General features: G+C 67.8%; 14 protein-coding genes and 1 pseudogene. 7 read left to right on the top strand and 8 right to left on the bottom strand.

Annotated elements, in window-relative coordinates; translation table 11 throughout:
* The coding region (locus tag Q0R13_RS20915) for an Hsp70 family protein (protein WP_293907599.1) at positions 1–505 on the bottom strand (505 nt) is incomplete at its 3' end.
* A 277-nt stretch (positions 506–782) separates the two neighbouring features.
* Here Q0R13_RS20915 and Q0R13_RS20910 point away from each other — a divergent pair.
* Positions 783–1,292: a hypothetical protein gene (locus Q0R13_RS20910; RefSeq protein WP_293907597.1), complete on the top strand. Its 510-nt coding sequence runs from the start codon at positions 783–785 to the stop codon at positions 1,290–1,292.
* A gap of 92 nt (positions 1,293–1,384) precedes the next feature.
* On the top strand, positions 1,385–2,248 hold the full coding sequence (locus Q0R13_RS20905; RefSeq protein ID WP_293907595.1) for a dienelactone hydrolase family protein: 864 nt from the start codon (positions 1,385–1,387) through the stop codon (positions 2,246–2,248).
* A gap of 94 nt (positions 2,249–2,342) precedes the next feature.
* Here Q0R13_RS20905 and Q0R13_RS20900 read toward each other — a convergent pair.
* The 3 genes and pseudogenes from Q0R13_RS20900 to Q0R13_RS20890 all read right to left on the bottom strand — a co-directional run.
* Positions 2,343–2,564 (bottom strand): annotated as a pseudogene (locus tag Q0R13_RS20900) (transposase); the annotation flags it as partial.
* Positions 2,539–2,877 carry a hypothetical protein gene (locus Q0R13_RS20895; RefSeq protein ID WP_293907613.1) on the bottom strand — a complete coding sequence of 113 codons (339 nt, stop codon included), beginning with the start codon at positions 2,875–2,877 and terminating at the stop codon, positions 2,539–2,541. The gene Q0R13_RS20895 and the pseudogene Q0R13_RS20900, both read right to left, overlap by 26 nt.
* 81 nt (positions 2,878–2,958) lie before the next feature.
* Positions 2,959–3,732 carry a PEP-CTERM sorting domain-containing protein gene (locus Q0R13_RS20890; protein WP_293907593.1) on the bottom strand — a complete coding sequence of 258 codons (774 nt, stop codon included), beginning with the start codon at positions 3,730–3,732 and terminating at the stop codon, positions 2,959–2,961.
* 198 nt (positions 3,733–3,930) lie between these two features.
* Here Q0R13_RS20890 and Q0R13_RS20885 point away from each other — a divergent pair, with 198 nt between their 5' ends.
* Positions 3,931–5,817, top strand: coding sequence for a winged helix-turn-helix domain-containing protein (locus tag Q0R13_RS20885; RefSeq protein ID WP_293907591.1), 1,887 nt, complete (start codon positions 3,931–3,933; stop codon positions 5,815–5,817).
* A 195-nt stretch (positions 5,818–6,012) separates the two neighbouring features.
* On the opposite strand, the gene Q0R13_RS20880 is transcribed toward Q0R13_RS20885, so the two are convergent.
* Positions 6,013–6,408, bottom strand: a complete 396-nt coding sequence (locus Q0R13_RS20880; protein WP_293907589.1) for a hypothetical protein — start codon at positions 6,406–6,408, stop codon at positions 6,013–6,015.
* 137 nt (positions 6,409–6,545) lie between these two features.
* Here Q0R13_RS20880 and Q0R13_RS20875 point away from each other — a divergent pair, with 137 nt between their 5' ends.
* A complete protein-coding gene (locus tag Q0R13_RS20875; RefSeq protein WP_293907587.1) occupies positions 6,546–8,882 on the top strand; it encodes a DNA translocase FtsK in 2,337 nt (778 codons plus the stop codon).
* Here the strand turns inward: Q0R13_RS20875 and Q0R13_RS20870 are convergent.
* Positions 8,879–9,127 carry a UvrB/UvrC motif-containing protein gene (locus Q0R13_RS20870; protein ID WP_293907585.1) on the bottom strand — a complete coding sequence of 83 codons (249 nt, stop codon included), beginning with the start codon at positions 9,125–9,127 and terminating at the stop codon, positions 8,879–8,881. The genes Q0R13_RS20875 and Q0R13_RS20870 overlap by 4 nt on opposite strands.
* 51 nt (positions 9,128–9,178) lie before the next feature.
* Between Q0R13_RS20870 and Q0R13_RS20865 the strand changes: the two genes are divergently transcribed.
* The 3 genes from Q0R13_RS20865 (at position 9,179) to Q0R13_RS20855 (ending at position 11,673) form a co-directional block, all read left to right on the top strand.
* Positions 9,179–9,892, top strand: a complete 714-nt coding sequence (locus tag Q0R13_RS20865) for a ribonuclease T (protein ID WP_293907583.1) — start codon at positions 9,179–9,181, stop codon at positions 9,890–9,892.
* 94 nt (positions 9,893–9,986) lie between these two features.
* Entirely contained in the window at positions 9,987–10,634 is a 648-nt protein-coding gene (locus tag Q0R13_RS20860) for an outer-membrane lipoprotein carrier protein LolA (protein ID WP_293907581.1), read from the top strand.
* A gap of 232 nt (positions 10,635–10,866) precedes the next feature.
* Positions 10,867–11,673 carry an exodeoxyribonuclease III gene (locus Q0R13_RS20855; RefSeq protein WP_293907579.1) on the top strand — a complete coding sequence of 269 codons (807 nt, stop codon included), beginning with the start codon at positions 10,867–10,869 and terminating at the stop codon, positions 11,671–11,673.
* On the opposite strand, the gene Q0R13_RS20850 is transcribed toward Q0R13_RS20855, so the two are convergent.
* Positions 11,670–12,083: a type II toxin-antitoxin system VapC family toxin gene (locus tag Q0R13_RS20850; RefSeq protein WP_293907577.1), complete on the bottom strand. Its 414-nt coding sequence runs from the start codon at positions 12,081–12,083 to the stop codon at positions 11,670–11,672. The two genes, Q0R13_RS20855 and Q0R13_RS20850, sit on opposite strands and share 4 nt — an antisense overlap.
* Positions 12,080–12,445, bottom strand: coding sequence for a hypothetical protein (locus Q0R13_RS20845; RefSeq protein ID WP_293907575.1), 366 nt, complete (start codon positions 12,443–12,445; stop codon positions 12,080–12,082). The genes Q0R13_RS20850 and Q0R13_RS20845 overlap by 4 nt, the downstream gene beginning before the upstream one ends.
* Positions 12,446–12,497: the final 52 nt, after the last annotated feature.

The raw sequence follows: 12,497 nt of genomic DNA, 5'->3' as shown, positions 1-12,497 counted from the left end.
TGATCCGCAGGACTTCGAGACCGGCGATCTTGCCGGCGTCCTTGGTGGCCTGGCGCTGGGCGTCGTTGAAATAGGCCGGGACGGTGATGACCGCCTTGTCGACCTTCTCGCCCAGGTGCTGCTCGGCGGCTTCCTTCATCTTGATCAGGGTGAAGGCGGAGATCTGCTGGGGCGAGTAATCCTGGCCGTGGGCGCGCACCCAGGCGTCGCCGTTCGGGCCCTTGACGATCTCATAGGGCACCATGCCCTTGTCCTTGGCGACCATCGGGTCGTTGAACTGGCGGCCGATCAGCCGCTTGATCGCGAAGAAGGTGTTCGAAGGGTTGGTGACGGCCTGGCGCCGGGCCGGCTGGCCCACGATGCGCTCGCCATCTTCCATGAAGCCGACGACCGAAGGCGTGGTCCGCGCGCCTTCGGCGTTCTCGATCACTTTCGGCGCCTTGCCGTCCATGATGGCCACGCACGAATTGGTCGTGCCGAGGTCGATGCCGATGATCTTGCTCATGCTTTGGTCTTGCTCGCTCCTGGTTGGCGGACGCCGCGGTTGGGCCTTCTACTGAAGCGCCCGGGGAAATGCGACGCCCCCGGTTCGATTAGGTTTCCTTGGCCATCCCGCTTTCCGTGCGGGGAAGGCCGCGTTGAGAGCCGATATGGGGGAAATTGACGGGGCTGCAAGGGTGAAAGTCCCCATTCACCGCAAGGGGATGGGCTGGAGCGGCACGCCTCCCATGATTTGACGGCGCTTCAGGAGCGTCTAGCGTCGCCTCCCGGGAGGCTGAACCATGTCACGCACCGCGAACCGACTACGGATCACCCGCCGCCTGATCCTGATGACGGCCGGCGTGCTGGTCTGCGTGGTGGCCCTGTTCGGCGTCACCCTGGTGTTCGGAGGCCGGTTCCTGGTGTCGTGGGCCTGTTTCGGCTGCGGACTGCTGGGTGGCTTCGTCAGCATCCAACAGCGACTCAACACCCTGGCTGACGAGGCGCTGGACCTGCTGTCGGCGTCGTGGTTCCAGATCGCGCTGATCCCGGTCTATGGCGGCCTGTTCGCCCTGGCGCTCTACCTGGGCTTCTTGAGCGGGATTGTCAGCGGCGAGGCGTTCCCGCACTTCGCGATCCCGACGTTCCACGCCCCGCCGACCACCGCCGACCTGCAGGCCTTCTTCAGCACCGCCTACCCGGCCACTGGCGCCGATCTGGCCAAACTGCTGTTCTGGTCCATCGTGGCCGGCTTCTCGGAGCGGTTCGTGCCCCAGATCATCGGCAAGGCCGGGGGCGCGACGCAGGACTAGGGACCCGAGGCGGCCTAATTCGCTCGCGGCTTTGACTCACGCCCCATGGCGACGCCACTCTGCGGCGCCCAAAACCTCAGAGGAACCGACCGATGGTCAATCTCACCCGCCCGGACGGCAACTGGGCCGGCGACCTCGATCTGACACGGCGTTCGATCGCCATGGCGCTGGCCGGCGGCTATGCAGTGGCGGCCTTCGACGCCAACGCCGAACCGATCCACACCGACGACGTCGGCCTGGTCACCGCCACGGTCGAGATCGACGCCGGCGACCGCAAGATCCCCGGCTACCTGGCGCGCCCCACCTTGAAGGGCCGCCATCCGGTGGTGTTCGTCTACACCGAGATCTTCGGGGTCCATGAGTGGATCAAGGACATCTGCCGGCGGCTGGCGAAGGCGGGTTACGTCGCCCTGGCCCCCGACTTCTTCGTTCGCAATGGCGACCCGTCCAAGCTCACCGACTTCCCGGAGATCATGAAGATCGTCGGCGCCACCCCGGACGCCCAGGTCACCTCCGACACCGCCGCGGCGCTGAAGTTCCTGAAGGCCCAGCCGTTCGGCGACCTGAAGCGCCTGGGCGTCACCGGCTTCTGCTGGGGCGGCGGCAAGACCTGGCTGGCGGCCGAACGGTTCGCCGAGTTCAAGGCCGGCGTCGCCTGGTACGGCCCGCTGGCCAGGAACGCCTACCCCCAGACCCCGCCGATCGAGCTGGCCAAAGACCTGCACGCCCCGGTGCTGGGGCTCTACGGCGGCCTCGACAAGGGCATCCCACAGACCGACGTCGACGCCATGAAGGCGGCGCTGAAGGCGGCCGGCAAGACCGGCAGCGACATCGTCGTCTATCCGAACGCCCAGCACGGGTTCCTGGCGGACTACCGGCCCAGCTACGGGGCCGTGGACGCTGCGGCCGGCTGGGCGCTGATGCTGGCGCACTTCAAGAAGAACGGGGTGGGGTAGGCGGCCTTAACTCCTGCATCGCAGCGTGTCGCCATGAGCGACCAAGCGGTGGCGTCCTATCACTACCTCTTCAATGCACACAGTGATTCAAATCTCACAGAAATTGCCGCTGACAGTAGCCCTTCCACTGGCGCGATACCGGATGAGTCAACGTTGACAATGGCGCCAGCAGGAATTGTTCGCCGTTGCTGATGCGACAGTTGTCCTCCCGCCAAGCTATTTCGGCGGCGTAGCGTGCAGGCATTCACCGGCGATCTGGTGATGGATACCCACCTCGGCCCGGCAAAACCCTAGAGAAGAACGATTCGGCCAGCGACCTCCCGCACCTGCAGGCCGCCTTCGTGGTCGACATGACAGGCTGGCTCAAGGACGGCCGGATCAAGTACCAGGAGACTATCCTCGACGGTTTCGAGCGCGCTCCCGAGGCTCATCGGGCTGTTCTCGGGCGTCAACAGCGGCAAGATGCTGATCCGCGTGGCGCAATAGTCGCACCCGGCGTCGGGCGCTCCCATCTCTGGGTATGCGTTGACCGTCAGGATCGCCAACCCGATCAGGGGTGTGCGCCCCTTCACGCCGCATCGGCGGGCGACGGCCTTCAGCAGGTGAGCCCTCGCTGTTTTCGACCCCAAGCCGACATTCAACTGCGCAGAGTTCGAGTGCGCAGAGTTCGAGGGCCGTGATATCCCGACCCCGACCGACGCGTCCGCCGCTCAGATGGGTAACCCCGAACGAGTGCGGACTGAAGTCGCGATCAGAGCGCTCGCTGGTTTCGCGGACCGGCCAGCTCGCCGCCGCATGACCACCCCCATGGCAAAGAAGCCAGCGAGCATCATCCCCCAGGTTGCCGGCTCAGGTGCGGCGCTAGGCGTGCCGCTCCCCACGAAGTCGACACGCCGGGTGTCGAAGATCATGAAGTACTGGAAGTCATCATGGAAAAATCCGAGGTACTTCTGGGCAAATCCGCTGAACGGCTTCGAGGCGGGGTTGGTATCGAGGAATGAGACCGGATGGTCGAGATTTCCGAATGCGCTGCCATAAGCGATGCTGCCGACCTGGATGAGGCCGGCGCTGTTGAAAGCTTCGCCGCCGAGACGGAAGTCTTTCCCCGGGGCTACGGCGACGAAACTGTTGCTGGTAAGCGCGACCGTGTCGGTGATCCCGTTGATCGTGAGCGAGTAGGTCAACACCGGCTCCTGCGGGAAGAACGCGCTGACCTGATCGGCGATGATCGGATGAGGGGTGCGGAATCCCTTCGAGGTGTCGTAGGTGAAGGTCTGGACGTATTCGAGGCCGTCGAGCGCGGCGTTCGCCGGGCCGAACACGCCCGCGTAGTCAGTGCCGTGATCGATCAGGCCGGAGAAGGCCCCCGTCACCACCGCGGCCCTGGCCTCGGCCGCTCCCCAACAGACGACGACGGCGATCGCCGGGACGATCAGGCGGGAGACACGCCGGGTCGAGCGGTGGGGGCGAGGTTCAGAGCGCATTGCGGATCCTGGTGTTGAGGGGCCTTGGCCCGGCCCGCCAACGCGAGCCGTGCTGGCGCAGGTCACTCCGAATCCGTGCTCTTCGCTGGATGTTTGTCCGACCTTTATCGGATTATTTCCGGACCTTGTGGCGGCGCCGGCGCCATTTCAGCGGGGCGCGTCCGTGCTAGCCTCGGCGGCAGTGCAACGGAGGTCGCCTTGCCGACGACGAGGATCAGCCTAGGGCAGGAGCCGGATCGCACGCTCGGCGGCATACAGGTCAATCCCGCACGCGGGCTCGTTTCGGACGGCGTAACCGAGCAGCGCGTGCGGCCTCAGGTTATGCAGGCGTTGCTTCTGTTGATGGACGCTGAGGGCCGGACGGTTACGCGCGACGAACTGGTGGACGGTTGCTGGGACGGCCGCGTCGTCAGCGACGACGCGATCAACCGGGTGATCGCACAGCTGCGGATCCTGGCTCGCCAGTTCGACCCCCCGCCCTTCACCCTCGAAACGATTCCGAAGATTGGCTTCCGGCTGAACGCCGCCGACAGCGGGAAGGCTGGGCCAGCCGCACCCCCGCCGCTGCTCGACAAGCCCCCACCCGACGCGAGCTCTAAGGCCCATCCTCAACTGCGAGCCCAGGGCCGCCGGTTCCTAGCCTGGGCGGCGGGGGTGGCCGGGTTGCTTCTGCTGCTGGTGATCGCCGGCGCTTGGGTGTGGTTTGGACCGGTTCCCGCGGCGCCAGACAGGATGATGGTTCGTCTGTCTGGATTCCGGACTCTGTCGGCTGACCTACCCGCAACCCTGCGCGAATCCATCAGCGCTGAGATCGCCGCAGCATTCAGTGTCGACGGCGTTGTCGGCGTTTCAACCATGTCATCTCCCAAACCGGGAACGGCGTATGCACTGGACGGCGCCATTTACCGGGTCGGCGATTCCATTCGCGTGATTACCCGATTTACCAACCAGCACACCGGCGTGGTCCTGTGGTCCGACAGTGCCGACTACGCGGCTGACCAGGTTTCAAAAGTTCCTCACAAAATCGCCGTAGATGCCGGCACCGTCGTTCGTTGCGGTCTGTCCGGCGCTGCGACCTACAGGAAAGCGCTGCCGGACACAGTCCTAAGCAATTACATGCAATATTGTCAGGAATACTGGTCTTACGGCGGAAGCAAGACGCTTCATTTCGCACAACGCGTTGTGGCTGCGGTTCCCGATTTCTCCTGGGGATGGTCTGCCGTCGCGAACGGCTACATGCAGGCTGCCGATGCAGAACGCGACAGTCGGCGAGCGGAAGAGATGCGCGCGGCGGGGCGCGAGGCCGAGGACAGAGCGGTGGCGCTCGACCGGAACAACAGCGAGGCCCTTGCGCACAAGGCTTACCTGATCGACCCACACGACTGGATCGGTCAGGAGAAGCTTTTCAAAAGCGCCATCGCGGCTAAACCGCTTGATTGCGGCTGCGAGCACTACGGCTACGGCTTGAAGTTGCAAAGCGTGGGACGACTTGGCGCCGCGATCGAACAGTTTCACGCCGCCACCGACATGCTCGCGCTGTGGCCTGACTCCCAGCTTGCTTTGGGGCGCGCGCTTTTGGGGGCGGACCGGGGCGAGGAGGCCAGACCCTACCTCGACGCCGCGATAGATCTCAGCAAAGATCCGAACTTTGACAAACGGGTCGCGGTCGCCGTGGGCGCGGAGACCGGGGACTACGCGGCCGCCATCACCGCCCTTCGCAGCCCGCGGTTGCAGATGCCAAAAGAGAGTCGCGCCGCCCTATTGTCGGGATATCAGGCCCTGGCATCGGGCGCCCCCCAGGCGAAGATGCAGGCGATCCAAGGCCTGCTTGCGTTGCCCAAGGACAAGCAGACCGAGACGGTCGCAATTCTGCTGGCGGCGCTGGGCGCGAACCGTGAGGCCTTGCAGGTTGCCGCCCAGAGGCCACGGATCTTTTGGCGTCGAAGCATGCGCGGCGTTTTGACCGAACCCGCCTTTCCAGCGCTCGCGGACCAGCTCGGCCTCATGGCCTATTGGAGAACGTCGGGCACGAAGCCCGATGCGTGCCAGACAACGAGCAAGCCCCCCTTCTGTCGGATGATCTGAATTCCGTTTTCCGATCTCAGGCGATAACCGCGGCTCATCCGTTGGCGGCTATGGACTCGCCTTCTTTGCCGCACCGCAGACCTCCTCGAGGTCTGCCACGGGTCAAGGATTCGCGTTGACCGCCCACGCTGGGCTTGGACCCGACTGGAAGACCTCCCGGCTTGCGCCGGGAAGGCCGATTGGACGTTCGGTGATTCAGAACGGCGGCTCTTCCACCTTCGGCGGGGGCGGGGCCGCGGGGGCGGGTTGGGGCGCGGCTTCGACGGTCGGGGCGGCGGGCGCCGCGGTGGCGGCGGGCATCACGCTGGCGGCGGCGGCCTTGGCGGCGGCTTCGGCCTCCCGGGTCTCCTTCTCGTCGGCCAGCCGGGCCTTTTCCTCGTCGGAGAGTTCGGGCGGGGGGGCGGCGCCTTCGATGCGTTCTTCGCCCAGGGCGACGGCCTCCTGCGCCTGCAGCGCCTGGCCCGTGACGCCGTCGGCCCGCTGGCCGGGCAGCCGGCTCTTCTGGGGCGCGGTGGCGACGCCCATCGCGAACGCGCCGACGCAGGCGGCGCCGATCAGGACGGCGACCACCTGCAGCACGGGACGGGGCATGGACCAGTTCATGGGGCGAACCTAATGCGCCGGGCGGCCCTGCGGAAGCGCCATCCGCATCCGCTTAACTTCGGTAAACGCGCGGTTAACGATTGACGTCCAAACAAGTCGTTAACGGTGGTTCGGAGCGTGTTGGGATGGCGCGGGCGGCGCGAAAGACGGGTTGGGAACTGGCGGCGCATATCGCCAGGCTTTGCTGGACGCACACCTTCACGGCGCGCCTGCGCGGCGGAATGACCGCCACCCTGGGCGTGGCCCTGGCCGCATCCTTCGCCACCTATAACGCCGCCGATCCCAGCCTGAACGCCGTCGGCGTGGGCGAGCCCACCAATGCGCTCGGCGGCGGCGCGGTGCTGGCCGACATCGGCATCCAGTCACTGGGCGTCGCCGCGGGCCTGGCCGCCCTGCTGATCGTGGTCTGCGGCCTCGCCCGGGTCGCCGATCCGGAACCCGAGGCGAACCGGGGCCGCCTGCGCCTGCGCGCGGCCGTCGGGACCCTGGGCGTGCTGGCGCTGACCGGCGCCCTGGCCTGGGCGCCGACACCCGCCGCCTGGCCGCTGGCCAAGGGGTTGGGCGGCTTCTGGGGCGACACCCTGCTCACCGGCCTGGCCGGGCTGGTCGAATACGCCCGCCTGCCGTTCGGGACGATCATCGGCGGTTCGATCCTGGGTCTGGCGGGCGTGGTGGCGTTCGGCTACGGCGTCGGCCTCTCGAAGCTGGACCTGCGCGGCCTGGCCGACGGCCTGACCCACGCCCTGACGCCCAAGCCGCGGCTGAAGGCGGCGCAGCCCGAACCGCTGAAGACCAAGGTCTCGCGCCGCAAGGCCCTCGACCCGCTGATCGCCGACGCCGCGCTGGACCCCGCGCCGCTCCCCGCCGACGGCCCCGCCCCGCTGGTCAAGCCGCCCAAGCTCGCGCCCAAGGAAAGCGTCCGCGAGCAGAAGGAGGCGCAGTCAACCTTCTCCTTCGCCCAGGAGGGCGGCTTCAAGCTCCCCGAACTAGCCATGCTGACCAAGGCCCCGCCACGCGCGGCCCAGTATGACGAGGGCGCGTTGCGCCAGAACGCCCAGCTGCTGGAGAGCGTGCTGGCCGAGTTCAGCGTCCGCGGCGCCGTGGACCAGATTCGCCCGGGCCCGGTAGTCACCCTCTATGAACTGGTCCCGGCCGCCGGGGTGAAGTCCGCCCGCGTGGTGGCCTTGGCCGACGACATCGCACGGTCGATGAGCGTGGCCTCGGCCCGCGTTTCCGTGGTGCCGGGCCGCAACGCCATCGGCATCGAGCTGCCCAACCAGCGCCGCGAGACCGTCTATCTCCGCGACCTGCTGGCCGCCTCCGAATACGAGCGCGGCGGCCAGAGCCTGCCCATGGCGCTGGGCGAGACCATCGGCGGCGAGCCCTACATCGCCGACCTGGCCAAGATGCCCCACCTGCTGATCGCCGGCACCACCGGCTCGGGCAAGTCGGTGGGCGTCAACGCCATGATCCTGTCGATCCTCTACCGCCTGCCGCCCGAGCAGTGCAGGATGATCATGATCGACCCGAAGATGCTGGAGCTCAGCGTCTACGACGGCATCCCGCACCTGCTGGCGCCGGTGGTGACCGACCCCAAGAAGGCCATCGTCGCGCTGAAATGGACGGTGCGCGAGATGGAGGACCGCTATCGCCGGATGTCGAAAATCGGCGTGCGCAACGTCGCCTCCTACAACGAGCGCGCCCGCGAGGCGCTGAGCAAGGGCGAGCACTTCGAGCGGACCGTCCAGACCGGGTTCGACGACGGCGGACGCGCCACCTACGAGAGCGAGAAGATCCGGCCCGAGCCGATGCCGTTCCTGGTGGTGATCATCGACGAGGTCGCCGACTTGATGATGGTGGCCGGCAAGGACATCGAGGGCGCCGTGCAGCGGCTGGCGCAGATGGCGCGGGCCGCGGGCATCCACCTGATCATGGCCACCCAGCGCCCGTCGGTGGACGTGATCACCGGCACCATCAAGGCCAACTTCCCAACCCGGATCAGCTTCCAGGTCACCTCCAAGATCGACAGCCGCACCATCCTGGGCGAGCAGGGCGCCGAGCAGCTGCTGGGCCAGGGCGACATGCTCTACATGGCCGGCGGCGGCCGCATCACCCGCCTGCACGGCCCGTTCGTCAGCGACGGCGAGGTCGAGGCGGTGGCCAAGTTCCTGCGCGACCAGGGCACGCCCAGCTACCTCGACGAGGTCACCGCCAGCCCAGACGAAGACGGCGAGGACGGCGACCTGGGCCTGGGTGGCGGCGAGGAGAGCAACGACCTCTACGACCGCGCCGTGGCCGTGGTCGCCCGCGACGGAAAGGCCTCCACCAGCTACATCCAGCGCCGCCTTCAGATCGGCTACAACCGCGCCGCCTCGCTGATGGAGCGCATGGAGCAGGAGGGCGTCGTCGGCCCTGCCAACCACGCGGGCAAGCGCGAGATACTGGTCTCAGCGGCTCCTTAACGCCGGCCGCCGGGCTTGAACCCATTGGTCATCGGGTCAGGCTTTTTCGGCAGGGGTTTGCCGGAGCGGTTGATGTATTTCTCCTGGCTGGAGCCCAGGCCCATGCGGCCCGGCTGCTGTTCGACCAGATTCGTGTCGCCCGAACCGATGCGGGCGATGGCGTCGCGCAAGGTAGCGGCGGTTTCGAAGTCGCCAGCCTCTGCGGCGGCGGCCATTCGGCGTTCCAGATCCTCGATCATGCCCATCGGTGGAATATAGGCGATTGCGCCGGCGCATGCCGCGCCGCTCTATGGGGCATGCGTCTGAGCGCCCTTGTCCTCGCCCTTGCCGTGGCCGCCCTGGCGCTGCCGGGCGCGGCCGCCCCGGGCTGCGCTCTGCCGAAGGGCCTGGCCCCCGCGCCCGTGGCGCCCGTCCGCCCGGACGAAGTCGAGAGCGGCGTCACCATCGCCTACTACCTGCTGGCCATCACCTGGACGCCGGACTGGCGACGGATCAACGGCCAGACGCCCGCCACCACCCCGCCGCTGGATCCGGAGCGCCGACCACAGGGCTTCGCCCTGCACGGCCTGTGGCCCAACGGCAAGGCGCCGCCCTATCCGCGCTATTGCCGGCCGGTGGGGACAATTCCCTTGGCCACGGTGCGGGCGATGTACTGCCGCACCCCCTCCGCCGGCCTGCTGCAGCACGAGTGGCAGGCGCACGGGGCCTGCGGATGGGACGACCCGGCGGCCTATTTCCGCCAGGCAGCGAAGCTCTACGACCGCGTGACCCTGCCCCGCATCGAAGGCGTCACCGCGCTCACGGCGGGCGACCTGCGCCGCGCCTTCATGGCGAAGAACCGCTGGCTCGCGGTTGAGGACATCTACGTCCAGGCCGACCGCGACGGCCGGCTGACCGAGGTGCGGCTCTGCTACGATCTGGCCGACCGGCCCGCCGCTTGTCCGGCCGGGGTTGGCGCCCCCGACGACCGGCGAGTGGGACTGACGCCCAGCACCAGCCGGCGCTTCTAGGAACGGGCGCCTGCCCGTCAGCGTTGCGCCCGGACCCGTCCACGCCCTATTGCCGCCCAGCGGGCATGCGACACCCCCGTTTATGGAACCCGCCATGACCTTCACCCGCCGCAGCCTGACCTTGGCCCTGGCCGCAGCGCCGCTGGCCGGCCCGGCCTTTGGCCAGGCGGCCCCGCAAGCCCCCCTGGCGGCGGCAGACCAGGCGCTGGTCGACCGCGCGGTCGCCTATCTGGAGGGCCTGACCGAGGCCAAGGCCCGCTTCGCCCAGACCGACGCGCGGGGCCGCACCACCACCGGCCAGCTGTTTCTGAAGCGGCCCGGCAAGGCGCGGTTCGCCTACGACCCGCCCTCCGGCCTGCTGGTGGTCTCCGACGGCGGCGTGGTGTCGGTGCAGGACGCGCGCCTGAAGACCTTCGATTCCTACCCGCTGGCGGCCACGCCGCTGTCGCTGTTCCTGGCCCGGACGATCCGGCTGGATCGGGGCGTCGCCGTCACCCGCGTGGCGCGCATGGCCGACGGCTTCGCCATCACCGCCCGCGACGGCAGGAAGGAGACGGCTGGGACCATAACGCTCACCTTCACCGACGCTCCGCTGGCGCTGGCCGGCTGGACCGTCACCGACGCCCAGAGCCGGCCCACCCGGGTGCAGCTGATCGGCCTGGAGCGCGCCTCGGGCCTGGATCGCGACCTGTTCGTGCTGAAGGACCCCCGGCCGAAGAACGTCGGACGCGGCAAGGTCTGATCCGCCGAAATGTGTCCCGGGCGACACATGCAAGCATTAATACGAAGTCCTTTGACAAACTGTCATGCCGTGACGATATTGCCACTACGTCGTCTGCGCGCCGAGCGTGCCGACGAAACCCGTGCCGGAACCTATCCCCTCCCGGCGGCGGCATGAGAGACAACTGAACAGCCCGGGCGCTCGCCATGCGCCCGGGCTTTCTTTTGCGTCCCGAGCCCCTAAAGACACCGGCATGCGCCTGCGAATCTGCACCTGGAACGTCAATTCCGTCCGCCTGCGCGCCGAGCAGGCCGCCCGCTTCGTGGCCGAGCAGGCGCCGGACGTGCTGTGCCTGCAGGAGATCAAGTGCCGCGAGGGCGAGTTCCCGGTGAACGCCTTCGTCGAGATGGGCCTGCCGCACCTGAAGATCGCCGGCCAGAAGAGCTGGCATGGCGTCGCCATCGCCTCGCGCCTGCCGCTTGGGGCGGCGCCGCCCCTGCAGGTCTGCCGCGAGGGTCACGCCCGCTGCGTGGGCGCGACGGTGGCGGGCGTCGAGATCCATAACTTCTATATCCCGGCCGGCGGCGACACGCCCGACCGGGTGCAGAATCCCAAGTTCGACCACAAACTGGACTTCTACGAGAAGCTGACCGCCGAACTGGGCCGTCGCGACCCCAAGGCGCCGCTGGCGATCGTCGGCGACCTGAACGTGGCGCCGGGTGAGTTCGACGTCTGGAACCACAGGTACATGTCCAAGGTGGTCAGCCACACCCCCGTGGAGATCGAAGCCTTCCGGGCGCTGGAGGCCTCCCTGGGCTTCATCGACCTGATGCGCGAGACCACGCCAGAGCCCGAGAAACTGGCCTCCTGGTGGAGCTACCGCGCCCAGGACTTCCGTGCATCCGCCCGCGGCCTGCGCCTGGACCACATCCTGGTGACGCCGGGGCTGAGGGACGCCGCCTTCCGACTGGGCGCCCCCGCGGCGCGCATCCACGACGACGTGCGCGAGTGGGAACGCCCAAGCGACCACGCGCCGGTGTCAGCGGACCTGGTGCTTTAGCAGGCGATGGCGTCGAGGTGGCCCTCCGCGCTCAGGTCCAGAAGCGGCAGGTCGCGGGTCATCAGGCGGTATCCGAACTGCCGGGCCGTCGCAGCTAGAATCTTGTCGGCAGGGTCCCGCAACCGGTCGCCCGGCAAGAACGCACTTGCGACGAGGACGGACACCGGGAGGGGCGCCAGCGCCATGCCGCGATCGAGGCTTCTTTGAAACCAGCGCAACGGGTCGATGGCGAGCCTTAGCCGACCGCGCGAGGCCAGTTGGCCGATTTCCCAGGCCGATATCGGGGAGACCAGGATTCCATCCAGGACCGGCGCCATCTGCTGCAGCGCCGCCTCGGCCTCAGGGCGCAGCGTTTCATTGTTGGCGATCCACAGGAGGGCGCAGGTGTCGAGCAGGATCGGCCGACTCATTCCCGCTCAGCATCCCAGACTTCGCCCGCAGGGCTGGTCAGATCCCAACTGGGAGCGACCTTGACCGTGCCGCCGAGTTCGGCCCGCAAGCGCGCGAGCCAGTCGCCCGAGCGGCCCTTCGGGGACAAGGGGTACATGACCGGGCCTTCCTCCAGGCCGGCGCCGCGCTCAGAAGCGACGGCGCGGCGAAACACAAGCTTTTCAGCTATGGTGTCGACCTGTTCCGTCACAAAGCCCGCGTCGAGCCAGACCTTCGTCATCGGGTTGTTGGACGGATTATTGCTCCACCAGGCGGGATATTTTTTTGAGTTGGGCAACGACGCGCCCAAAACCGCCTCGACCTCGCGAAACGTGAGCGTCACGCGATCCGCGGGCTGCTGTTCGAGGAATGCGCGCAGGGGTTCATAGCGGCCT

The organism is Phenylobacterium sp. (assembly GCF_025351295.1).
In the GTDB taxonomy this organism is placed as follows: Bacteria; Pseudomonadota; Alphaproteobacteria; order Caulobacterales; family Caulobacteraceae; genus Phenylobacterium.
The sequence above is the reverse complement of the archived record's forward strand: the minus strand, read 5'-3'. Positions and strand labels throughout refer to the sequence as shown.

What these genes read in the sequence shown, in the direction of transcription:
- Q0R13_RS20905 (WP_293907595.1), top strand. Translation starts at nt 1,385, where the DNA reads ATGGTCAATCTCACCCGCCCGGACGGCAACTGGGCCGGCGACCTCGAT.
- Q0R13_RS20850 (WP_293907577.1), bottom strand. Translation starts at nt 12,083, where the DNA reads ATGAGTCGGCCGATCCTGCTCGACACCTGCGCCCTCCTGTGGATCGCC.
- Q0R13_RS20855 (WP_293907579.1), top strand. Translation starts at nt 10,867, where the DNA reads ATGCGCCTGCGAATCTGCACCTGGAACGTCAATTCCGTCCGCCTGCGC.
- Q0R13_RS20865 (WP_293907583.1), top strand. Translation starts at nt 9,179, where the DNA reads ATGCGTCTGAGCGCCCTTGTCCTCGCCCTTGCCGTGGCCGCCCTGGCG.
- Q0R13_RS20910 (WP_293907597.1), top strand. Translation starts at nt 783, where the DNA reads ATGTCACGCACCGCGAACCGACTACGGATCACCCGCCGCCTGATCCTG.
- Q0R13_RS20880 (WP_293907589.1), bottom strand. Translation starts at nt 6,408, where the DNA reads ATGCCCCGTCCCGTGCTGCAGGTGGTCGCCGTCCTGATCGGCGCCGCC.
- Q0R13_RS20875 (WP_293907587.1), top strand. Translation starts at nt 6,546, where the DNA reads ATGGCGCGGGCGGCGCGAAAGACGGGTTGGGAACTGGCGGCGCATATC.
- Q0R13_RS20870 (WP_293907585.1), bottom strand. Translation starts at nt 9,127, where the DNA reads ATGGGCATGATCGAGGATCTGGAACGCCGAATGGCCGCCGCCGCAGAG.
- Q0R13_RS20890 (WP_293907593.1), bottom strand. Translation starts at nt 3,732, where the DNA reads ATGCGCTCTGAACCTCGCCCCCACCGCTCGACCCGGCGTGTCTCCCGC.
- Q0R13_RS20860 (WP_293907581.1), top strand. Translation starts at nt 9,987, where the DNA reads ATGACCTTCACCCGCCGCAGCCTGACCTTGGCCCTGGCCGCAGCGCCG.